The following is a 20,509-nucleotide window of genomic DNA, read 5'->3' as shown; positions in this document are numbered from 1 at the left end:
GCTCGAGGACTACGCCGAGACCCTCGCGCAGCAGAAGCGCGAGATCGATCAGCTCCACCGCGAGATCCCGGCCTTCCTCGCCGGCGTGCGTTCCTTCCAGCGAGCCCAGCGCGAGCAGTTCGCCACCGAGGGCGAGACCCTTCCGAACCACCTGCTGTTCGACCCATCGCACCTGGCCTACAACGACGACCTCCGCGCCCGCTGCCAGCACGTCGCCACGATGCTCGAGGTCGCCGCCGACACGTGCCGGAGCGACCTCGGCGCGGTGTCCGGTCCGCAGACGCGGCTTCCGCCGCCGTCCGCTCCCGCGGCGCTGACCACTCTCGGCTCCGCCGGTGTGGCCACCCTCGACGACCGCCTCACCGCGGCGATCCTCGATGCGCTCGTGCGGGCACGCCGATGCCGTCGCCGCCGTGCTCGCCGCGCATCCGGACTACCTCGATGTCCTCGCCGAGAGCACCGCAGACCCCGACGCCGTCGCCGAGTGGTGGGAGTCCGACGTCGTCTCCGGTTCGCCCCTCGCCGCGGCGCTCATCTCCGGTGCCTCGCTCGCCATCGGCGGGCTCAACGGCATCCCCGCACCGGCGCGCGTCGCCGCCAATCGCGAAACGGCGGTCCGCCGGCTCGCCGACGCCCGCTCCGAGCTCGAGAACACCCCCGAGTACGTGTACCAGGGACGCACGCTGCGGTCGAACGCCTCCGCGCGGGAGGCGCTGGAGGCCGAGATCGCGTACCTCGAACGCGTCGCCTCGGGAGAGCGGTCCCTCTACCTCTACGACCCCGAGCGGCGACGGATCGTCGAGATGATCGGCGATCCGTCGCGGGCGAGGTATTCGATCACGTACGTCCCGGGAACGGGCACCGACATGGCGAGCTACTACTCGGGCGGCGTGCAGTCCGTCGCGCAATACCTGGTCGAGCAGGACACGACCGGCCGCTCGGTCGCCTTCGTGTACACGGACGGCCCCTGGGCATCGTGGGGGCTGCCCTTCCAGGAGACCAGCAACGCCAACCGCGACTTCGCGCTCCGCGAGGGCGCGCAGCTCGCCCGGTTCGAGGAGGGGCTGCGCACCGACGCCCAGCTCGCCTCCGCGTCGAGCGTCGCCATCGCGCACAGCGCCGGGATGAGCGTGCTCTCCAGCGCGGAGGTGGCGGGAGCCGAATACGACCAGGTGAAGTCGCTCGCCGGGTCGTGGCTGCAGGACGGATGGAGCGCGCGCGACGGCACGGACTACGCTCACCACCAGTACGGCTTCGACGCGATCAACTATCTGAACCCGTTCTACGACACCCCTCGGGAGTCGGACGCGTTCGTGCAGCACGACTACGCCCCCTCGACGTTCCTCGGCATCCAGAACGAACTCGACAACCACCTGCGCGTGGCCGAAGGGCCACGACGCAACACGGAGGTCCTCCGCGACCTGTACAGGGAGATCCATGAGTAGGCGGTTGCCCCTCGCCGTCGCGGCCGTCGCCCTGGTCGCGACACTGACCGCCTGTCAGCAGCCCACGGAAGGCACCCCCATGACCCTCGACGAGGCGAAGTCCGACTATCTGGCAGCGCAAGCGGAGCTGCGGGCGTCGATCCCGGCGGAGGTCGTGCTCGAAGACCTCGGGACCGTCGAGACCGCCGCGCTCCTCCCCTGCGACGCGGACCCCGAGCTCTTCGTCTGGCCGGGTGCGATGACGGTATCCATCGCCCCCGACACCGACACGGATGCCGTGCTCGACGAGATCGCCGCGGTATGGGCCGCGAAGGAGGGCTGGACGCAGGAGCGGAGCGCGACGTCCGGCGGCGCGCCGACGCTGGACCTCGCCCGTGGTGACGGACTCTCGCTCGGAGTCGCCGCGCTCGAGGGCGAGACCGTCCTGCAGATCTCCGGCTTCAGCCCGTGCTTCGCGATGGTGGACTACGACCCTCTGGAGAAGTACTGAGGTCGCGGGGCTCGGCCCCGCCTCGCGCCCAGCCGGGCATCGGGTGCGGGTGACACAATGAGCCGGTGCGCACCCTCCTCAACATCATCTGGCTGATCTTCGCCGGTTTCTGGCTCTTCGTCGGCTACATGCTCGCGGGGGTGCTGCTGTGCATCTTGATCGTGACGATCCCCTGGGGCATCGCCTCGTTCCGCGTCGGCCTGTACGCGCTCTGGCCGTTCGGTCGCGAGGTCGTCTCGAAGCCGACCGCCGGCGTCGGCTCGTTCCTCGGCAACGTCGTCTGGGTCATCCTGGCCGGGTGGTGGCTTGCGCTCGGACACATCATCTCGGGCATCGCCCTGTGCATCACGATCATCGGGATCCCGCTCGGGATCGCCGATTTCAAGCTCGTCCCGGTCTCTCTCATGCCGCTCGGCAAGGACATCGTCTCGACCCGCCGCGGCGCGTTCGACCGCACCCTCACCACGCGCTGACAGACTCCGCCGGCGCGATCGACCGACGCGGGGACCTCAGGGAACGCGGAGGCGCTCCGGTTCCGGCATCCGCGCGAGCACCACGCCGACGACCGCGATGACGACGGCGACGCCCGCGGCGATCCAGGGCGCTCCGACCGGGAGCAGAGCGATCGCGTCGAGGACGCGTGCCAGCCCCGCGGGGAGGAGTTCGACGTCGGCGGCGGTCGCGGCGGCGAAGCGGATGCCGACGAAGCCGAGGATCACGGCCGGCACGGCGAGGCCTGCGCCGAAGGCCGCGAGGACGGCCCCGGCCGCGCGGCGCGCGCCGATCTGCACCTCGATCGCCCACCCGGTGGCGATGAACAGCCACCCGAACAGCGCGACACCCACGGCGACGACCAGGGTCGAGGTCGCGGGTGCGGCCCACACGACCGTCCATGCGACCTCGGGGCCGGCGACGGCGATCACGGCGAGCTCGACCACGCACTGGAGGACGACGACGCCGCCGGCTGCCGCGATCGCCGGCCACGGCGAACGGTGCCAGATGAACAGGCGGAGCACCACGGCGAAGGGGATCAGCGCCGCCGCGCTCAGCAGGAGCGGCATCCAGAGCACGAACGAGGCCTCGATGAGGCGCGTGGCGATGAGGAGCGCCAGCGGCACGGCGAACATCAGCCACCGATCGAGCTCCAGCATCCCGAGAGTCGACTCCCGCGCGCGCCAGGGGCGGGTCGACGCGAGCCACGAGGCCCGGGCGGCCGCCGCTCCTGGCCGGGCGACGAGGCGCGTCCGTGCGGCGAGCATGCCGATCACGAGCCAGGCCACGGCGAGGACGAGCACGCCGCGGGCGAACCAGGTCATCAGCGCATTGCGTTCGGGGTCGCGCAGGCCGGTCGGCTCGGACACGGTCGGGGCGAACGCGCCCGCCGCGAGCACGCCGAGGAACAGGCCCACACCGAGGAGGAAACCGGCGGTGGCGACAGCGAGGATGATCCGCTGTGTCGCCCGCGCCATGGGTCAACGCTACTCCGATCGAACCTGTGCGTTGACCGCGCGCCCGGTCGAGGCGGCAACGGTTCGGCAACAGCGCTAGATTCGGCGTATGTTCGAGGCCGCCGCGACCCTATCCCGCATCGAGGACGAGGAGCGCGAGCTCGTCTTCCCCCGCTTCGACCTGGAGGATGCCTGGATCCTCGGGTCCGCGCTCCGGGAGAGCGCGCGGGAGCGCAGCCTTCCGATCGTGATCGGCATCTCGCTCGGCGAGGCGCGGGTGTTCCACACCGCTCTCCCCGGCTCGTCGTCCGACAACGACGAGTGGCTGGAGCGCAAAGCCCGGGTCGCACGGCGGTACGGGCGGTCGTCCTACGGCGTGGGGATGCTCTTCCGCAGCCGCGATCAGGACTTCGATATGCACTCGCGACTCGACCCGAGCGTCTACGCCGCGGCGGGCGGGGTCTTCCCGATCCTCATCGCCGCCGTCGGCATGGTCGGCACCGTCGGGGTCTCGGGTCTCCCCCAGGCCGACGACCACGCGCTCGTCGTGGAGCACCTGCGAGCGCACCTCGCCTCACCCCGCTGACCTCAGCCGAGGGCGGACGCGCCCGCGATGATGATCGAGATCCCCACCGCGAGGAGCGCGACGGTGAGGACGGTCACCCCGATCCAGAGGATGGCGATCGCCCGCCCGGGGCGCTGCGGATCACGCCCGAGGACCGACAGGAAGAATCCCGCGGAGATCAGGATCGCCGCGACGAGCACGCCGACCGCGGCCCATTCCCAGCCACCGCCCACCCCGGCGGCATCCTGAGCGAGCACGCACACCAGGCCGAGGATGACGAGGACGCCGGCGTGGGCGTGCCCGGCGCGGAAGAACGACTTCTGCAGATCGTTGAAGGGGTAGCCGCCGGTGGCGACGCGGAGGAGGAAGGTGCCGCCGTAGGCGATGGTGACGACGGTGAGAAGCGTCGCGCCGACGACGATGGCGAGGATCGGGTTCATGGAGTGCTCCGGGGGACGAGGGCCGCGGCCCACTGGATAGTGGCACTACCGAATATAAGATAGTGGCGATATCTAGACAAGGAGCTCCATGCGCATCTCCGAACTCTCGCTCGCCTCCGGCATCCCGGTCGCGTCGATCAAGTTCTACATGCGCGAGGGGATGCTGCCGAGAGGCGCATCGACCTCGGCGACGAGCGCCGACTACGGCGACGACCACCTCGCGCGGCTGCGCCTGATTCAGGCGCTCAGCGAGGTGCGGGCTCTCCCCCTCGCCCGGGTGAAGGAGATCCTCGACCTGGTCGACCATCCCGCCGACACCGCCTACGCCACCCTCGGCCGCGCCGTGAACGCCCTCCCTCCGTACGTCGAGCAGCCCGACGCGGAGTACGCACGCGACACCATCGAGGCCCTCGGTCTCACCTGGGACCCGGAGTACGGTGCCGTCGCGCAGCTGGGCGCGGCGATCCGAGCCGTCCAGGGCGCGGGGCTCCGCTGGGACGCCGAGCTCGCGTCGCACTATCTCGCGCCGATCCGCACGATCGCCGCCGGCGAGATCGCGCCCCTCGAGGACATGCCGCCCGCGGATGCCGTCGCCCACGCCGTCCTCGGCACCGCCCTGTACGAGCCCGTCATCCTCGCCCTTCGGCGCCTCGCGCACCAGCAGATCCTCGCGGAACGGATCCTCGATCCTTCCGCGTGACGTCGTGCGACCGCGCGTGACCACGCATGACGCGGTGCCGGCAACCCCCCTGGTCCGTGTCGGCGCTCCGGATTAGCGTGGGGACATCGCGGCGACCCGGGTGGTCCCGGACCCCGGCTCATACCCGGTGGTGTTGCGGGTTCGACTCCCGCCGTCGCGTCGATGGATCACCGCTGAGTGCGGGTCAGCCCACGCCGTCCAGGTCATCGAGTTCGGCGAGCGCATCTGCCGCGCGCCGACGGCGGTCTGCGAGCGTCATCTCCCACCACGGGTCGCCGCGCTCCCCCAGTCCGTGTTTGGCCAGCCCCACACGACGCCGGGCGAGCGCGACAGCATCGTCGTCACCGGCGGACTTCGCCGCGCGCACGCCGGACCTCCCGCGACCGAGGTGGGAGGTGAGCGCGCGCACGGTCTCCTCAGCGAGCTCGGGGTCGGTGCGGCGCCAGCGGCGGCCGTTCACGACGAGCCAGCGTTCGTCGTCGACGCTCATCCCCTCGTCGCCTCACGGGAGACCGGGGTGAGCGAGACGCCGCGCAGGACGCCGGCATCCGCGATGGCAGTCATGATCGTGCACTCCGGCTGCCGGCGACGATCGGTGGGCGAGCCGGGATTCAGGAGCCGGAGGCCGGCGGGCGTCAAGGAGTCCCACGGGATGTGCGAGTGGCCGAAGACGAGCACGTCGGTGTCGGGGAACGCGGCGTCCATCCGCCCCTCCCGCCCCGTCGCCACACCGGTCTCGTGGACGACGGCGATCCGGACACCCTCGACGTCGCGGCGGGCGACCTCCGGAAGGCGGGCTCGGAGGTCCGGACCGTCGTTGTTCCCCCAGACCCCGAGCACCTCTCCGTGCTGGGCGAGGTCGTCGAGCACGGCATCCGTCACCCAGTCGCCGGCATGGACGATGAGGTCGGCGGCGTCCGCTGCTCGTCGCACCGCATCCGGGAGGGCGCGCGCCCGGGCCGGAATGTGCGTGTCGGCGAGGAGGAGCAGACGGGTGGGCACGCGCTCACCCTAGCCGCGGGTCCGCACCGCGTCAGGCGATGCGGGTGCCGGGCGGCAGACGGCGGGCGGGAGTGTCCGTGCGACGCCAGGCCCACCACAGCAGGAGGGCCGCGAGCGCGATCTGCAGCGCGAGGCCGACGAACCAGCTCGGGGTCGACCCGGCGATGATCTCCTCCGGCGTCGGCTGATCGGTCGGCGGTGTGGGCGCGCAGTCGTCCCAGCGCGTCTCGGTCTCGGGCGCCTGCTGCGCCGAGCGGATGCCGAGCTTGATCTGCCCGAACAGGTCGACCGGGTACCCCGACGCATCGAAGGTCGTCGGGGTCGCGTCGGCGAGGATCACGAAGGGGTTCGCCGCCAGCATCCACCACACGGTGTCGAAGCGCGGCGCATCGTAGACCGTCGTCTGCCACGGCCCGCAGGTGATCTCGGCGTCCTCATCGCACGGGTAGCCGGGCGTGGAGACCTCGCCGGGGAAGCACGGCGGGATGCCGTCGGGTTCCACCGTCGTGTATTCGAACGACCGGTAGGAGTTCGTGACCTCGGTGCGGACCGAGGCTCCGACCAGCAGGAACGCCACCATCGTGCCGATCACGAGCGCCGCGACGATCAGATAGGTCGTCGCCACGGAGAACAGCGGCCGCGCCAGGATGCCGCTGACGGCCACCCCGATGGCCGCGACGACGCCGATCTCGACGATCAGGACCGCGAGCGACACGATCACCGTCGCCGCCGATGTGCCGCCGGCGAGCGTGGCGATGAGGAGGAACGGGATCGAGACCGCCACGAACGCCAGTCCCGTGATCCAAGCGGTGAGGAACTTGCCGAGCAAGATCTCGGCGGTCGTGGCGAGGGTCACCTGCACCGGCGCGAGCGTGGCCGCCTCCCGGTCGCCGTTGATCGCGTTGCCGCTGAGCGTGGGAGAGACGAGCACGACCAGCAGCAGCGTGATGTAGACGATCGTCGAGAAGACGCCCGAGCCGGCCTGCTGCGGCGCGACGCCCCACGCGAGGAACGACAGCGCGGTCACCAGCACGAGCACGAGCGCGAAGACGCCGAGCAGCACGTACCAGGCGACGCTCCGCGTCCGCTGCATCAGTTCGAGGCGGACGATCGTGCCGAGTCTTTGCGCGTTCATGAGGTCTCTCCGTCCGGACGGGCGGCATCCGGGGCGGCATCGCCGTCCGGACGGGCGGCCTCCGCGGCGGTCCCGTCCGCGCCGGTGTCGCGGACGGGATCCACTCCGCTTCCGACCCCGAGGTCGAGGAAGGTGCGCTCGAGACTGCCCTGGGCGGCGGCGAACTCGACGACGGGCACGTCGGCCGTGACGAGGGTGCGGAGCGCCTGGGCGGCTTCGGACTCCGACGCGAAGGCGATGAGGAGGTCCCGGCGATCGACCGTGACGCTCTCGGCGTCCCGTCCGAGGACGTCGGCGATCCATGCGGCACTGTTCGCCGCGGCGGATTCGGCGACGGCGGCGTCGCCCGCGATCCGGATGCGCCACGGGCGGGTGCGGGAGGCTGCGGCGGCGACGCGCTCGGCATCCACGCTCCGGCCGTCGACGAGGAAGACCGCGTCGTCGACCACCTCCTCCAGCTCGGAGAGGATGTGACTCGAGACGAGGATCGTCCGGCCCTCGGCCGCCATGCGCCGCAGGAGCACGCGGAGCTCGACCCGCGCCTGGGGGTCGAGACCCGAGGCCGGTTCGTCGAGAAGCAGGACCCGTGGATCATGGACCAGCGCACGGGCGAGCCCCAGACGCTGCTTCTGCCCGCGAGAGAAGACGCGGGCGGGCGCATCCGCGAGAGGGACGAGCCCGACCTCGCGCAGAAGCGTCTCGGCGCGAGCCGCGGCATCCGCTTTCGTGAGGCCGTAGAGGCGCCCGGTCATCACGAGCGTCTCACGAGCGGTGAGGGTCCCCCAGGCGCCCAGCGCGTCCGGCATCCATCCGGTGCGAGCGCGCGCCGCGTGCGGATCGGCGATCGGGTCGACGCCGTCGAGCCGGATCCGGCCCGCGTCGGGGGCGAGCAGGGAGGCGAGCATAAGCAGAAGCGTCGTCTTCCCCGACCCGTTCGGGCCGACGAGGCCGGTCACGGCCCCGGGGCGGGCGTGGAGGGTCACGTCCTGCACGGCGTGCACCGAGCCGAAAGACCGGCGCACCCCCGTCACTTCGATCCCCTCGGCGACGGCGGTCGGGGCGGTTCCGGCGCTGGTCATGCGCTCACCCTAGGCGGCGGTCCCTGAGGTCGTCGCTCTCCGCGCCGAAGAAGCGCACTCCGAGGTCGGCGTGGTCGACGAACACTCCGTCGACGCCGGATGCCGCCAGCAGCGCCCACTCCCCCTCCCAGTCGCCGAACGCGGCCTTGCCGCCGCGCGTGCGGAACTGCGGGATCAGGAAGGCGTTCTCGCACCGCGCCGTCCACGTGAAGACGCGCAGGCCCCGCGCGTGCGCGTCGGCGACGACGGCCGACGGGCCGGTCGCCCGCCCGAGCCGATCGGGAGCGAGGATCATGCGCTTGTCGACGCTGATGCCGTCCACCGAACCCACGAGGGCATCGAGGCCGTCGGGCGACACCGTCTGCGCGTATGTGGGCGCCGCCCTCCCCTGCGCGGTGGTCAGATCGAACGGGCTCCCCGACGCCTCGAGCAGATAGATGTACGTCGCCGGCACCCCGCGATCGCGCAGATCGGCGAGCACGGTGGACTCGAACGACTCGATCGTCAACGGCAGCTGCCCCGCACCCCACCCGGCCGCGTCCAGCTCGTCGGCGACGAGGCGGGCGACGTCCCACCCCAGGGCGGCGAAGTAGGTGGGGTGCTTGATCTCGAGCACCACGCCGATCTCGCGTCCCGCCTCGAGCGATCCGCGCCGCACGAGATCGAGCACGTCGCGCAGCAGCAGCACCGGCTGGACGTCGTCGAAGGTCGCACTGGTGGAGCGGATGCCGGGAATACGCTCGCGGCACCGGAGGGTCAGCAGCTCGGCGGCGGTGAAGTCCTCCGTGAACCACCCCTCGAGCTCGTCGCCGTCCACGCGCTTGCGCGCGCGACGATCGGCGAACTCGGGCCGGTCGGCGACATCCGTGGTTCCGGAGATCTCGTTCTCGTGCCGGACCACCAGCACGCCGTCCCGTGTCACGACGACGTCGGGCTCGACGGCATCCACCCCCATCGCGAGGGCGAGGTCGTACGAGGACCGCGAGTGCTCGGGACGGTAGCCGGGGGCACCCCGATGGCCGATGACGAGCGGGCGGGATCGTCGCGACACGCTCACACAGTACCCGCGTGCCGCGAGCGCGAAGCGCACTCCCAGCGGGAACAAAGGCGTTCGGGGCGGCGTTCGGATATCGTGGATCCACAGCACAGCGCTGTGAGCAGATCCCGACTTTGGAGTGTGAGAGCAAGTGGCCCTCAACAACCCCGCGTTCAACAACCCCGCGTTCCAGGACCCGAAGGCCGTGCAGACCTATCCCGGTGGTGCGCAGGCGGCGAACCTGGGTGGTCCCACGCAGTTCGCCACCGCGCAGCACGCGGGAACGGATGCCGCGGCCAACGCCCGACTGGAGGGCATGTACGCCGCCCCCACCGCCGGTGCGACCGAGACCGATCGCATGACCGTCGAGGACACCGTCATGAAGACGGTCGGCCTCTTCGCGATCCTCCTCGTCACCGCCGCCGTCGGCTGGGTCTGGACCCTCGGCGGCCTTTCGATCACCGGTGACACCGCGCAGCAGATCTCGATGGCCCCGTGGCTCATCGGTCTCGCCGGCGGGTTCATCCTGTCGATGGTCGTCATCTTCACCTCGCGCAAGAAGATCCGTCCGGCGCTCATCTGGGCGTACGCGGCATTCGAGGGCCTCTTCGTCGGTGGCATCTCGGCGTTCTTCGAGGTGCTCTACCCCGGCATCGTCGTCCAGGCCACGCTCGCGACCTTCGCCGTCGTCGGCGTCACCCTCGCCCTGTTCGCCAGCGGCAAGATCCGCGCGTCGAAGAAGGCCACCAAGATCTTCATGATCGCGATGATCGGCTACATGGTCTTCGCACTGCTGAACCTGGTCCTCATGTGGACCGGCGTCCTCCCCGCCGACCAGGCGTTCGGCCTCTACAGCGCCACGATCATGGGCATCCCGCTGGGTCTCATCATCGGCGTCTTCGTCGTGATCCTCGCCGCGTACTCGCTGGTGCTCGACTTCGACATGATCCAGCGCGGCGTCCGCAACCGCGCCCCGCGTCAGTACGCGTGGCTCGGGGCCTTCGGCATCATGGTCACCGTCGTCTGGCTGTACGTCGAGATCCTCCGCATGATCGCGATCATCCGCGGCAGCAACTGACATCCCGCGCGATCCTCGGGTCGCGAGAACGAAGGGGTCGCCCATTCCGGGCGGCCCCTTCGTCGTCCGCCCGCGTCCGCCGGCACGGTCGGCGCTGGTTAGAGTGTCAGAATGGCCGCGTTGCTGCGCACCACCGTCGCTCTGACCCTTCTGGCACTCGGTGGCGCGCCCGCGGCATCCGCCGCCGGGATGCCCTCCACGGTCGACACGGTCGTGGCGCCTGCCGCCGTCACCGAGGAGATCGACGAGGTCCGCTGCCCGGTGCCCGTCCCGAACGGGCAGGGCGCACGCCTCACATGCGGCATCCTGACCGTGCCCGAACGGGGTGCCGGCGACCCGGAGAACACCGTCGCACTGCCCCTCATCGTCATCGACAGCCTGAGCGAGACCCCTTCCGACGACCCGCTGGTGGTGCCGGTCACCGGCGACGCCGACGCCTTCGCGCAGGCGCTGCGCACCTTCACCGGCGCGCGCTGGGTCGGCGACCGCGACGTGATCCTCGTCGCGCACCGCGGCACCGAGCTCTCCCGCCCGGCATTGGACTGCCCCGAGATCGGGCGGGGCCTGGTGATCGAGGAGGGTCGGCTCGTCACCGGAGCGGCCGCGCAGGGCGCGCGGGTCTCCGACATCACCGCGTGCCGCGACCGGCTCGCCGAGGAGGGCATCGACGTCGCGGCGTACTCCACGCGGGCGATGGTGGATGACCTCGGCCAGCTGCGCACGACCCTCGGCTACGACCGCTGGAACCTCTACGCCTCCGACGAGGCGACGCGCGTGGCCCTGGCGACGATGCGCTTCGCCCCCGCCGGCCTTCGATCCGTCGTCCTCGACGGCGCCCAGCCGCCCGGGGTCGATGCCCTGGCCGAGGAGCAGACGGCGTTCCTCGCCGCCGCGGCGAGCGTGGCCGAGGCCTGTGCCGCCCAGTCCGAGTGCCGCGAGCGCGCTCCCGGGCTCGACGCGGCCCTCGGCGACGTCCTCGCGGCTGCCGCCTCCGACCCTGGCACTGTCACCGCCGTCTCCCCCGTCGACAGCGCGCGGCTGGAGGTGCGCCTCGACGCCGCCGAGATCGCTCGGACGCTCGGGTGGGCGATGGCCGACGCCGCGTCGGTCCGCGCGGTCCCGTTCGTCATCGATCAGCTCGCCGCCGGCAACGCCGAGGCGATCGTCCCGCTGCTGCAGCGTCGGCTCGACGCCCTGCCCGCCACCGGCGAAGGCCTCGACCTCACGCTGACCTGCGCCGAGCAGGTGCCGTTCACCGCGGCCGAAGGACTCGACGCCGTCGCCGAATGCGAAGCGTGGGGCGTTCCTCCGCGCGACGGCAGCGAGGCCGAGCGGGTCACGAGCGGCATTCCGACGCTCCTCCTCGCCGGCACGTACGACGCACGGGCGGCACCGGCATGGTCGGATGCCGCGGCCGAGGGTCTCGAGCGCGGAACGGTCGTCCGGATCCCCCACGCCGGAAACGGCATCCTCACCGGTTCCGGGTCGAGCGCGGAGTCGCTGACGCGCAGCTGTGCCGCGCGGGTCGCCGGGGACTTCCTGCAGGACCCCGCCGAAGTGCCGGATGCCGCGTGCACCGAGTCGCTGCGTCCTCCCGCCTTCCTCACCACCGCGCAGATCGATCCGACGACGGCGCTGTTCCGGGCCGATCGCGACCTCGTGCAGCAGCGGGCACCCGTGCCGCTCGCCATCCTCGGGGCCGCCCTTCTCGCGAGCGTCGGAACGCTCGTCTACGCCGGTCTCTACCTCGTGCGCGGAGCCTCCCGACGATCGGGCGATGCCCCCGCGGGAACGATCCTCGCCGCGAGCGTGGCGGCCGGCGGCAACCTCCTCTACGCCGGCATCCTCGCCCTGATCGCCGCGAACACCGATCCGCTCGTCCTCGCCTTCGGTCTGCCCCCGGCGGTCTGGCCGATCCTGCTCATCCCCTTCGTCGCCGCGGGCGCCGGCATCCTCCTGGCGGTCCTCGTCGTGCGGGCGTGGATCGTGGAAGAGGGAACCCGTGCCCACCGCATGGCGGTCACCGCGTCCGCGGTCGCCTCGCTGGGCTTCACGCTCTGGCTGCTCGCCCGCGGCCTGCTCATGCTCTGACCGGCTGATCCGGCGTGCGCAGGGCGGACTGGAGCCTGTCGAGCCCCCAGGAGAACGCCGCCTCGACGTCTCCACCGAGCCGGAAGGCGCCGGCACGCTCCATCGCGATGAAGCCCGTCATCCATGCCGTCAGGAGGCGGGCACCCGCAAGAGCGTCGCGATCCCCGACGAGCGCCGACACAGCCGCGAGAACCGGAGCCGCCGCGTCCGCGAGGCGATCCACCGAGGCGCGGGAGCCCAGGATCAGCGCGAAGGCCTCAGGGTTCTCCGCGGCGAAGGTGCGGTAGGCGTGGGCGAGCGCGGGGAGCGTCCCCTCGGCGCCGCGCAGGCGCTCCGCGAGATCCTCGACTGCCGAATCCGTGACGAGCACCAACATCTCCTCCCGGTCCCGGACGTGCTTGTAGAGAGACGGGGCGCGGATTCCGACCCGGGAGGCGACGGCAGCCATCGTCACGGCGTCGACGCCGCCGGTCGCGAGGAGGGTACGCGCGGCGTCGACGATGTCGGCACGCGTCGTCCGAGCAGGAGCGGGCATGATCTTCCTCCAAAGCTATGCCGCGTAGCTATCATAGCTACGAGACATAGCCATCATTGAACCGACACCCGGAGATCCCATGCAGATCGCACCGCACCTCCACCGCATCGGCAGCGACATCGTCGCCGCGTACCTCATCGTCATGCCGGACGGCATCACAGTCATCGACGCCGGACTCCCCGGCCACTGGCGGGAGCTCCTGCGCGAACTCGCCATCCTCGGCCGCCCACTGTCCGACATCCGGGGCATCATCCTCACGCACGGCGACAGCGATCATCTCGGCTTCGCCGAGCGCCTGCGCCGCACCACAGGTGCGTCGATCTACATTCATCCCGCCGACGCCGACCGCGCGCGCGGCGGGGAGAAGCCGAAGACGCCCCTCGGTCGCTTCCGCGCACTCCCCCTGGCCTCCTTCGCCGCGTACGCCCTGAAGATGGGCGGCGCGCGGACCGCCTACGTCACCGAGACCGCCGACCTCACCCACGACCAGGTGCTCGATCTTCCGGGAGCCCCCCGGGTGATCGCCCTCCCGGGTCATTCGCCCGGAAGCGTGGCGATCCTGAGTCAGACCGTCCGCGCCGTCTTCGTCGGCGATGCGCTCACGACACGGCACGTCCTGACCGGCGACCTCGGGCCCCAGCCGGCACCGTTCACCGACGAGCCTGCGGAGGCCGTCGCGATCCTCGACCGCCTGCGCGGCATCGATGCGGAGTGGATTCTGCCCGGACACGGCGCTCCGTGGCACGGCACCCCCGATGCGGCGATCGACGAGGTTCAGGCGCGCGTGTCGTAGCGGCCGTGGTATCCGAGGAGCACGGGGTGCGGCAGTTCCGCGCGCGCGACCTCGGTGAACGCCTCGGCATCGAGCACCAGGAGGAACGAGGTGCCGCGCTCGGCGTCGAGGACGACCGACAGGACGACGCCGTCGTCTTCCCGCTCGCGTCCGGGCCGGCCGGCGAACACGCCCTCGCCCGGGAAGCACCCGGTCTCGGACCAGATCTTCGTCGATCGGCCGGAGCCGTCGGGGGCTCCGGAATCGATCTTGACGAGCTGATCGTAGAAGCCTCGTTCGCCGCTCAGACCGACACCGTAGACGTACCGCTGGTCGGGGCGGGTGTTCATCCGGTCGTAGTCGAGGCTCGGCAGCTCGATCCCCGTGGGCGAGAGCTCCTCCCCGTGCACGGAACCGTCGCCTCCGTGCAGGGGCAGGCGGAAGCGCCGGAGCGTCCCCGGAGGAATGCGGGCGTCCGGCTCCTCGAGGCGGTGCAGGTAGAACGCGCCGATGATGTCGGCGTCGTCGTAGCCGACGAGGTCGACCACCACGTCGTCGCCGTCGTCATAGGCGTTGACGTGGTGGAACGCGAAGAAGGCCGGCGCACGGAGGGTGCGCACATGTGAGCCAGTTTCGCGGTCGAAGAGGTGGAACCGCGCGCCGCGGCGAGGCTCCCATCGGAAGTTCTCGATGTACGGGCGGAGCCACAGGAGGAGGGAGACGGGGTTCACCACGAGCGGGAACTCCGCCAGCACCAGGTATCGACCCGACATCCCGAACGAGTGGATGTACGAGGGCTTCGCCACCCGCCGCGTCGCGAGATCCGTACCCCCGAGGGAGCCGCCGTCGGCGAGGTCGATGCGACGGAAGACGTACTGGCTCGACGCGCCGTAGCGGACCACGAGGTTCACCGCCTCGTCGCGTGCGGCGTCGACGTGCGGGTGCACGGTGGTCATCCGCCCGAAGGTGGAGGTGTCCCAGCTGTCGACGCCGACCGTCTTCAGCGTCTGGGGATCGAACTCGACCTGGACCGGGGTCTCGGCGAGGGCCAGATAGCGCTCGGCAAGGCGGGTGATGTTGACCTTGGCACTGTCGGTGACCTGCGGGTCGAACACCGCCATCGCGCGCGCGAAGAGCGATCGACAGGGGTCGGTGGCGAACTCGGGATAGGCGATGCGCTCCTCGTCGCGCGCGGCAGAGTACGCCTTCGTCTCGAGGAACCGGTTCGCGTACGACACGCGGCCGCCCTGCAGGGTGAACCGGTGCAGCATCGCGAGCCCGTCGAACCAGTGCCGATACCGGCGCTCCCCCACCTGGAAGGTGCCCGGACCGTTCCGCAGCAGGGTCCCCTCGAGCCAATCCGGAAGGATGCCGCGCACGGGCACATCGTCGAGCTCGACCTCAGGGCTGTCGCCGAAGCCGTGGGTGAGGAAGTCCGGGGTGGTCACGAGGCGCTCCGCGCGGATCGGGTCGATCGGGCGGAGGTGCCCGTACCCACGCGCTCGGCGATGAGGGTGGCCGCGATCTTTCCGGACGCGAGGACCGCGGGGACGCCGGCGCCCGGGTGCGTTCCGGCACCGACGAGGTAGAGGCCGTCCACCTTCGGCGAGCGGTTGTGCGGGCGGAACCAGCCGGACTGGAACAGCGTCGGGCGCAGGGAGAAGGCGGCACCGCGCGGGGTGTTCAGCACGTCGCGGAAGTGCTCCGGTCCGACGGCGTGCTCGACGACGAGGTGCTCGCGCAGGCCCGGGAGATAGCCGGCGTCGAGGACGTCGAGCACGCGGTCGCGCACACGGGCGTCGACGGTGGCCGCGACATCCGGTCCCTCCGGTCGCGAGGGCAGCGGCGGCGATGCGACCAGGACGTACAGCGCCTCGCACCCGGGCGGTGCCACGCTCGCGTCGGTCCGGGTGGGGACGTGCACATAGAGGAAGAGATCGTCGGCGGCGTCGGGTGCCGCGCGGCGGGCGCTGCCCGAGCGACCGAACACGCGCCGGAGCGCACGGTCGGGGTCGCCGCGGAACAGCAGGTTGTGGTGGTGGAGCGGGGACGACGGCCATGTCCGATCGGCGCCGAAGTACAGCACGTGCAGCGACATGCTCGGCTCGACGGGGCGACGGGACGTCGGTCGTCGTGCGGTGGAGACGGGCTCCTTCTGCAGGAGCTCGCCGTAGGTGTGGCCCGGGTCGGCGTTGGAGACGACGACATCCGCCTCCCACTCCCGCCCGTCTCGCGCGCGCACTCCGCGGACGGTGCCGTCGTCGACGAGGATGCGCTCGACCTCGACGTCGCACACGGTCGTGCCGCCGAGGCGGGTGAACAGGGCGCCGAGGGCGTCGACCAGCGCTCCTGTCCCCCCGACGGCGTAGTGCACGCCCCAGCGGCGTTCGAACTCGGCGATGAGTTCGTAGAGCGCAGGAGTGGAAGCCGGGTCACCGCCGATCAGAAGCGGATGGAAGGAGAGGGTGCGGCGCAGGAACGGATCGCGGATGCAGCGGTCGACCACGCGCCGCACACCCAGCGCGGCACCGTGACGGAGGAGGTACGGCAGCATCCGCACCATGGCGCGCAGCTGCATCAGCGGACGCTCCGTGTACGGGTAGAACACGTCGAAGATGCGGTGGATGTGCTCCTGCAGGCGGCGGAAGCCGGCGGCATCCCGCGGGCTCCGCCGCGCCACCTCCGCCTGGAGCGCGTCGTCGTCGGCGTGGAAGTCGAAGGGAGCCCCGTCCGGGTCGAACGCCCGGTAGAAGGGATCGAGCGGCACGAGGGTCACATGATCGGACAGGGTCTCCCCCGCGAGGGCGAACAGCTCCTCGAACATGAACGGCGCGGTGAGCACCGTGGGACCGGCGTCGAATCGGAATCCGTCGAGGTCGTACTGGTAGGCGCGACCTCCGATCCGATCGCGCTTCTCGAGCATGGTCACGTCGTGACCCGCGGCGGACAGCCGGATGGCGGCGGCAAGACCACCGAATCCGGACCCGACGACGACCGCCCGCATGAGGGAATGCTAGTGGCGGAATCCGCGCGCCGGGGCGGCCGGAGGAAAACCTCAGGGGAACCGGCCGGATCCTCCGGGCATAGGGGATCAGCCCCGCAGTCGACGCGCCGGGTGTGCGAGCGCCATCGAGCAGGCCGCGGCGAGTGCGGCAGCGGCGTGCGCGGGATCGACCGCGCGGGCCGCCGTCACCGCCTCGGCCGACAGTCGCGCGCGGAGGGCGGCATCCTGCAGGACGCGGAGGAGCGCCTCTGCGAGAGCCCGCTCGTCTCCGTCGGGCACGAGCACGCCACCTCCCCGAGCGAGGAGTTCGCGCGGGCCGTACGGCGCGTCGTACGAGACGACGGGGCACCCGGTCGCGAGGGCCTCGGCGAGCGCGAGCCCCTGGCCCTCGTAGGCGGACGTCGACACGAACACCGTCGCCTCGGCGAGGACGACGGCCGGATCGTCCGTTCGGCCACGGAGGCGCACCGACGGGGCGAGGCCGAGGTCGTCGATGAGTCGCTGCAGGGACGCCTGCTCGGCTCCTTCGCCGTACACGTCGAGGGTGGCCTGCGGGACCACGGAGCGCACGGCCTCGAACGCGCGAATCGCGTGGTCGACGCGCTTGCCCGGGGCGAGGCGGTTCAGCATGACGACGCGGCTCGCGGCGCGTTCGACCGCGACGGCCGCGACGGCCGCGCCTCGGCTAGGGACCTCTACCCCGTGCGGCGCGACGACGTACCCGGGAGCGTCACCGAACCGGCGCACGACATCGGTGCGCTGCGCCGCGGTCGGCCACAGCACCGCGTCGAACCGGTCGGCGACGGCGAGCCAGCGGGTCCACAGCGCGTTGACCGCGGCATCCGGAGTGTGGGGCGGCTCGAGATGGATCGTGTGGATGGCGTGCACGATGCGCGCGTCCGGCTCGGGCCACGAGACGAGGAGTTCGCCCAGCTGCCGCGACTCGCACACGACGACGACCTGGGCCGGGGTCGCGGTGGTATGCGCGCGCTCCCCCGCCACGACGTGGTCGAGCCACGCCCGGTAGAGGGCGCCGAACCCGGCGAGGGTGCCGACGAGGGCACCGCCCGCTCCGTACACGCGCACCGCGGCGGTCGAGATGTGCCAGTCCGGGTCGCCGGCGATGACCGGCAGCCCGACCACCGGGGCGCCGTCGGTTCCGAGGATCGTGCGGTACTCCCCCGCGCCGGCGGGGGCCTCGGCCGCCGGATCGGCTGCGGGCGTGAGCGCGGCCTGCCGCAGCCAGTCCGCCGCGCCCCCGCGCGCATCGGCGGCCTCGTCGAAGAGATTCCGCATCCGCTCGGGATGCCGCACGAGGCCCCGCTCGGCGAAGACGGCGCGGTGCCTCGCGTGCTCGGCCGGCGTCCCCGGATCCACCGTCAGCAGGAGGGGCCCGGCGCCGCCGGCGACACCGGCATCCGCCAGCTGGCGCGCCCGCGCGAGGGTCGCCAGGGTGAACCCGCCGTCGAGATCGGGGATGAGCCGGCTCGACAGCACAAGGTATGCGGCATCCGGGAATGACGCGTGAGGGGTGGAACCCTCCGGGGGGATCACTCCCACTCGATGGTGCCCGGGGGCTTGGAGGTCACATCCAGCACGACGCGGTTGACGTCTCGCACCTCGTTGGTGATGCGGTTGGAGATCTTCGACAGCACGTCGTACGGAAGCCGTGTCCAGTCCGCCGTCATGGCGTCTTCGCTCGAGACCGGTCGCAGCACGATCGGGTGACCATAGGTGCGGCCGTCGCCCTGGACGCCCACCGAGCGGACGTCGGCGAGGAGGACGACCGGGCACTGCCAGATCTCGGTATCCAGTCCTGCCGCCGTCAGCTCCGCGCGGGCGATGGCGTCGGCATCACGCAGGATCTCGAGACGGTCAGCGGTGACCTCACCCACGATCCGGATGCCGAGGCCGGGCCCCGGAAACGGCTGGCGCCCCACGATTGCCTCCGGCAGGCCCAGCTGGCGGCCGATCGCGCGGACCTCGTCCTTGAACAGGGTCCGCAGCGGCTCCACCAGCTCGAACTGGAGGTCTTCGGGGAGGCCCCCGACGTTGTGGTGGCTCTTGATGTTGGCCGTGCCGGTGCCGCCGCCGGACTCGACGACGTCGGGGTAGAGGGTGCCCTGCACGAGGAAGCGTATCGGGTCGCCCTCGGCCGCCGCATCGGCGATGAGGTCGGCCTGGACCTTCTCGAACGCACGGATGAACTCGCGTCCGATGATCTTGCGCTTCTCCTCCGGGTCGCTGACGCCGGCGAGGGCGTTCAGGAACGTCTCGCGCGCATCGACGGTGATGAGGCGCACACCGGTGGAGGCGACGTAGTCGTTCTCGACCTGCTCGCGCTCGCCCTTGCGAAGGAGGCCGTGGTCGATGAACACCGCGGTGAGCTGGTCGCCGACGGCTTCGTGCACGAGCGCGGTCGAGACGGCGGAGTCGACGCCGCCGGACAGCGCCGACAGCACGCGACCGGATCCCACCTGCGCGCGGATCTTCTCCACCTGCTCGGCGATGACGTTGCCGCTGTTCCAGTCGGCGGGAAGGCCTGCGGCCTTGTGCAGGAAGTTCTCCAGCACCTGCTGGCCGTGGTCGGAGTGCTTGACCTCGGGGTGCCACTGCACGCCGTACAGGCGTCGCTCGTCGTTGGCGAACGCGGCGACCGGGGTCGCGGCCGTGCGGGCGAGGACGGTGAAGCCGGCCGGGGCGGCGGAGACCTGATCGCCGTGGCTCATCCACACGTTCTGCTCGACCGGCTGGCCGTCCAGGAGGACGCTGTCGGTGACGATGGTGGCGTCGGTGGCGCCGTACTCGCGAAGGCCGGTGTTGGCGACCTCGCCCCCGAGGGTGCGGGCCATCACCTGGAAGCCGTAGCAGATGCCGAGCGTCGGGACCCCGAGCTCGAACACGCCCGGGTCGAGGCGCGGAGCGCCCTCCTCGTACACCGACGACGGACCGCCGGACAGGACGATGCCGACGGGGTTGCGGGCGGAGATCTCCTCGGCGGTGGCGGTGTGCGGGACGATCTCGCTGTACACCCCCGCCTCGCGGACGCGACGCGCGATCAGCTGCGCGTACTGCGCGCCGAAGTCGACGACGAGGACGGGACGTTGCGACGTCTCGGTCTGTTCGGTCACCGGGTGCCTTCCGAAGCGGGGACGGTGGACGACGCGGATGCCGCGGCCGCGGCCTCGCGCTCGGAGAGGTAGCGGCGGACCTCGCGGGCCACCCGCGCCTCCATGAAGAAGGACAGCAGCGGCACGACGCCGCCCAGCGCCAGGGTGATGAACCGCAGGAACGGCCAGCGCATGAGGCTCCAGATGCGGAAGCACGCGAAGAGGTACACGACGTAGAACCAGCCGTGGGCGACGAGGATGAACAGCGAGATGTTGAATCCGTCGCCGGTGGAGATCATCTCGCACGAGTTCGTGCTGGGGAAGAACAGCGACCACCATTGGCAGTCGGCGCCGGCGATGACCGGAGCGAACCACAGGAACCCGCCCGACCCGCCGGCGAACAGTTCGATGTGCATCGGCGTGTACTTGAGGATCATCTCCGCCACGAGAAGCAGCAGTCCGACGCCGGTGATGATCGAGGCGATCTGGTAGAACTTCAGCGCACCGCGGATGGCAGGGAAAGACGCGAGTTTGGGGGCGCGGGGCATGCCCCCCAGTCTAATCGCGCGCGCGTATTGC

General features: G+C 71.4%; 21 protein-coding genes and 1 tRNA gene. 9 read left to right on the top strand and 13 right to left on the bottom strand.

From position 1 onward, the window contains the following. Positions 1–377: 377 nt before the first annotated feature. The 3 genes from ABXJ56_RS10285 (at position 378) to ABXJ56_RS10275 (ending at position 2,408) form a co-directional block, all read left to right on the top strand. The gene (locus ABXJ56_RS10285) at positions 378–1,445 is read left to right on the top strand and encodes a hypothetical protein (RefSeq protein WP_353999572.1); all 1,068 of its coding nucleotides are present in this window, start codon (positions 378–380) and stop codon (positions 1,443–1,445) included. Further along, complete coding sequence (locus tag ABXJ56_RS10280; RefSeq protein WP_353999571.1) at positions 1,438–1,935, top strand: hypothetical protein; 498 nt, start codon at positions 1,438–1,440, stop codon at positions 1,933–1,935. The genes ABXJ56_RS10285 and ABXJ56_RS10280 overlap by 8 nt, the downstream gene beginning before the upstream one ends. Before the next feature lie 65 nt (positions 1,936–2,000). Continuing rightward, entirely contained in the window at positions 2,001–2,408 is a 408-nt protein-coding gene (locus tag ABXJ56_RS10275) for a YccF domain-containing protein (protein WP_353999570.1), read from the top strand. Positions 2,409–2,444: 36 nt separating this feature from the next. On the opposite strand, the gene ABXJ56_RS10270 is transcribed toward ABXJ56_RS10275, so the two are convergent. Beyond that, on the bottom strand, positions 2,445–3,404 hold the full coding sequence (locus ABXJ56_RS10270; RefSeq protein ID WP_353999569.1) for a hypothetical protein: 960 nt from the start codon (positions 3,402–3,404) through the stop codon (positions 2,445–2,447). 88 nt (positions 3,405–3,492) lie between these two features. Here ABXJ56_RS10270 and ABXJ56_RS10265 point away from each other — a divergent pair, with 88 nt between their 5' ends. Continuing rightward, positions 3,493–3,969: a heme-degrading domain-containing protein gene (locus ABXJ56_RS10265; protein ID WP_353999568.1), complete on the top strand. Its 477-nt coding sequence runs from the start codon at positions 3,493–3,495 to the stop codon at positions 3,967–3,969. A gap of 2 nt (positions 3,970–3,971) precedes the next feature. Here the strand turns inward: ABXJ56_RS10265 and ABXJ56_RS10260 are convergent, their stop codons facing one another. Continuing rightward, positions 3,972–4,388, bottom strand: coding sequence for a hypothetical protein (locus tag ABXJ56_RS10260; protein WP_353999567.1), 417 nt, complete (start codon positions 4,386–4,388; stop codon positions 3,972–3,974). Positions 4,389–4,476: 88 nt separating this feature from the next. Here ABXJ56_RS10260 and ABXJ56_RS10255 point away from each other — a divergent pair, with 88 nt between their 5' ends. Further along, the gene (locus ABXJ56_RS10255; RefSeq protein WP_353999566.1) at positions 4,477–5,088 is read left to right on the top strand and encodes a MerR family transcriptional regulator; all 612 of its coding nucleotides are present in this window, start codon (positions 4,477–4,479) and stop codon (positions 5,086–5,088) included. An 87-nt stretch (positions 5,089–5,175) separates the two neighbouring features. Next, positions 5,176–5,248: transfer RNA gene (locus tag ABXJ56_RS10250), tRNA-Met, on the top strand. 24 nt (positions 5,249–5,272) lie between these two features. On the opposite strand, the gene ABXJ56_RS10245 is transcribed toward ABXJ56_RS10250, so the two are convergent. Genes ABXJ56_RS10245 through ABXJ56_RS10225 form a run of 5 tightly spaced genes read right to left on the bottom strand, consistent with a single transcriptional unit; the run spans position 5,273 to position 9,355 of the window. Then, on the bottom strand, positions 5,273–5,578 hold the full coding sequence (locus tag ABXJ56_RS10245; RefSeq protein ID WP_353999565.1) for a biopolymer transporter Tol: 306 nt from the start codon (positions 5,576–5,578) through the stop codon (positions 5,273–5,275). Then, positions 5,575–6,090, bottom strand: coding sequence for a metallophosphoesterase family protein (locus tag ABXJ56_RS10240; RefSeq protein WP_353999564.1), 516 nt, complete (start codon positions 6,088–6,090; stop codon positions 5,575–5,577). The genes ABXJ56_RS10245 and ABXJ56_RS10240 overlap by 4 nt, the downstream gene beginning before the upstream one ends. A 31-nt stretch (positions 6,091–6,121) precedes the next feature. Next, complete coding sequence (locus ABXJ56_RS10235) at positions 6,122–7,225, bottom strand: ABC transporter permease (RefSeq protein ID WP_353999563.1); 1,104 nt, start codon at positions 7,223–7,225, stop codon at positions 6,122–6,124. Next, on the bottom strand, positions 7,222–8,304 hold the full coding sequence (locus ABXJ56_RS10230) for an ABC transporter ATP-binding protein (protein WP_353999562.1): 1,083 nt from the start codon (positions 8,302–8,304) through the stop codon (positions 7,222–7,224). The genes ABXJ56_RS10235 and ABXJ56_RS10230 overlap by 4 nt, the downstream gene beginning before the upstream one ends. Before the next feature lie 4 nt (positions 8,305–8,308). Further along, on the bottom strand, positions 8,309–9,355 hold the full coding sequence (locus ABXJ56_RS10225; protein WP_353999561.1) for a glycerophosphodiester phosphodiesterase family protein: 1,047 nt from the start codon (positions 9,353–9,355) through the stop codon (positions 8,309–8,311). A gap of 136 nt (positions 9,356–9,491) precedes the next feature. Between ABXJ56_RS10225 and ABXJ56_RS10220 the strand changes: the two genes are divergently transcribed. Then, a complete protein-coding gene (locus tag ABXJ56_RS10220; RefSeq protein WP_353999560.1) occupies positions 9,492–10,418 on the top strand; it encodes a Bax inhibitor-1/YccA family protein in 927 nt (308 codons plus the stop codon). A 111-nt stretch (positions 10,419–10,529) separates the two neighbouring features. After that, positions 10,530–12,509 carry an alpha/beta hydrolase gene (locus tag ABXJ56_RS10215; protein ID WP_353999559.1) on the top strand — a complete coding sequence of 660 codons (1,980 nt, stop codon included), beginning with the start codon at positions 10,530–10,532 and terminating at the stop codon, positions 12,507–12,509. Here ABXJ56_RS10215 and ABXJ56_RS10210 read toward each other — a convergent pair. After that, complete coding sequence (locus tag ABXJ56_RS10210; protein ID WP_353999558.1) at positions 12,499–13,044, bottom strand: TetR/AcrR family transcriptional regulator; 546 nt, start codon at positions 13,042–13,044, stop codon at positions 12,499–12,501. The genes ABXJ56_RS10215 and ABXJ56_RS10210 overlap by 11 nt on opposite strands. A gap of 79 nt (positions 13,045–13,123) precedes the next feature. Between ABXJ56_RS10210 and ABXJ56_RS10205 the strand changes: the two genes are divergently transcribed. Beyond that, positions 13,124–13,837 carry an MBL fold metallo-hydrolase gene (locus ABXJ56_RS10205; RefSeq protein ID WP_353999557.1) on the top strand — a complete coding sequence of 238 codons (714 nt, stop codon included), beginning with the start codon at positions 13,124–13,126 and terminating at the stop codon, positions 13,835–13,837. Here ABXJ56_RS10205 and ABXJ56_RS10200 read toward each other — a convergent pair. From ABXJ56_RS10200 to ABXJ56_RS10180, 5 genes are all read right to left on the bottom strand, one after another. Then, on the bottom strand, positions 13,819–15,264 hold the full coding sequence (locus tag ABXJ56_RS10200; protein ID WP_353999556.1) for a carotenoid oxygenase family protein: 1,446 nt from the start codon (positions 15,262–15,264) through the stop codon (positions 13,819–13,821). The genes ABXJ56_RS10205 and ABXJ56_RS10200 overlap by 19 nt on opposite strands. After that, complete coding sequence (crtI, locus tag ABXJ56_RS10195; protein WP_353999555.1) at positions 15,261–16,820, bottom strand: phytoene desaturase family protein; 1,560 nt, start codon at positions 16,818–16,820, stop codon at positions 15,261–15,263. The genes ABXJ56_RS10200 and crtI overlap by 4 nt, the downstream gene beginning before the upstream one ends. A gap of 87 nt (positions 16,821–16,907) precedes the next feature. Then, the gene (locus tag ABXJ56_RS10190) at positions 16,908–18,374 is read right to left on the bottom strand and encodes a glycosyltransferase (RefSeq protein ID WP_353999554.1); all 1,467 of its coding nucleotides are present in this window, start codon (positions 18,372–18,374) and stop codon (positions 16,908–16,910) included. Next, on the bottom strand, positions 18,371–19,951 hold the full coding sequence (gene guaA, locus ABXJ56_RS10185) for a glutamine-hydrolyzing GMP synthase (protein ID WP_353999553.1): 1,581 nt from the start codon (positions 19,949–19,951) through the stop codon (positions 18,371–18,373). Before guaA ends, ABXJ56_RS10190 begins: the two co-directional genes overlap by 4 nt. After that, on the bottom strand, positions 19,948–20,478 hold the full coding sequence (locus ABXJ56_RS10180) for a DUF3817 domain-containing protein (protein ID WP_353999552.1): 531 nt from the start codon (positions 20,476–20,478) through the stop codon (positions 19,948–19,950). The genes guaA and ABXJ56_RS10180 overlap by 4 nt, the downstream gene beginning before the upstream one ends. Positions 20,479–20,509 lie beyond the last annotated feature (31 nt).

Origin of the sequence: Microbacterium aurantiacum (assembly GCF_040532595.1) — a bacterium.
Classification (GTDB): Bacteria; Actinomycetota; Actinomycetes; order Actinomycetales; family Microbacteriaceae; genus Microbacterium; species Microbacterium chocolatum_B.
This window is presented reverse-complemented; position numbering and strand designations above follow the sequence as displayed.

What these genes read in the sequence shown, in the direction of transcription:
- ABXJ56_RS10285 (WP_353999572.1), top strand. Translation starts at nt 378, where the DNA reads ATGCGCTCGTGCGGGCACGCCGATGCCGTCGCCGCCGTGCTCGCCGCG.
- ABXJ56_RS10280 (WP_353999571.1), top strand. Translation starts at nt 1,438, where the DNA reads ATGAGTAGGCGGTTGCCCCTCGCCGTCGCGGCCGTCGCCCTGGTCGCG.
- ABXJ56_RS10270 (WP_353999569.1), bottom strand. Translation starts at nt 3,404, where the DNA reads ATGGCGCGGGCGACACAGCGGATCATCCTCGCTGTCGCCACCGCCGGT.
- ABXJ56_RS10265 (WP_353999568.1), top strand. Translation starts at nt 3,493, where the DNA reads ATGTTCGAGGCCGCCGCGACCCTATCCCGCATCGAGGACGAGGAGCGC.
- ABXJ56_RS10260 (WP_353999567.1), bottom strand. Translation starts at nt 4,388, where the DNA reads ATGAACCCGATCCTCGCCATCGTCGTCGGCGCGACGCTTCTCACCGTC.
- ABXJ56_RS10255 (WP_353999566.1), top strand. Translation starts at nt 4,477, where the DNA reads ATGCGCATCTCCGAACTCTCGCTCGCCTCCGGCATCCCGGTCGCGTCG.
- ABXJ56_RS10245 (WP_353999565.1), bottom strand. Translation starts at nt 5,578, where the DNA reads ATGAGCGTCGACGACGAACGCTGGCTCGTCGTGAACGGCCGCCGCTGG.
- ABXJ56_RS10235 (WP_353999563.1), bottom strand. Translation starts at nt 7,225, where the DNA reads ATGAACGCGCAAAGACTCGGCACGATCGTCCGCCTCGAACTGATGCAG.
- ABXJ56_RS10230 (WP_353999562.1), bottom strand. Translation starts at nt 8,304, where the DNA reads ATGACCAGCGCCGGAACCGCCCCGACCGCCGTCGCCGAGGGGATCGAA.
- ABXJ56_RS10215 (WP_353999559.1), top strand. Translation starts at nt 10,530, where the DNA reads ATGGCCGCGTTGCTGCGCACCACCGTCGCTCTGACCCTTCTGGCACTC.
- ABXJ56_RS10210 (WP_353999558.1), bottom strand. Translation starts at nt 13,044, where the DNA reads ATGCCCGCTCCTGCTCGGACGACGCGTGCCGACATCGTCGACGCCGCG.
- ABXJ56_RS10205 (WP_353999557.1), top strand. Translation starts at nt 13,124, where the DNA reads ATGCAGATCGCACCGCACCTCCACCGCATCGGCAGCGACATCGTCGCC.
- crtI (WP_353999555.1), bottom strand. Translation starts at nt 16,820, where the DNA reads ATGCGGGCGGTCGTCGTCGGGTCCGGATTCGGTGGTCTTGCCGCCGCC.
- ABXJ56_RS10180 (WP_353999552.1), bottom strand. Translation starts at nt 20,478, where the DNA reads ATGCCCCGCGCCCCCAAACTCGCGTCTTTCCCTGCCATCCGCGGTGCG.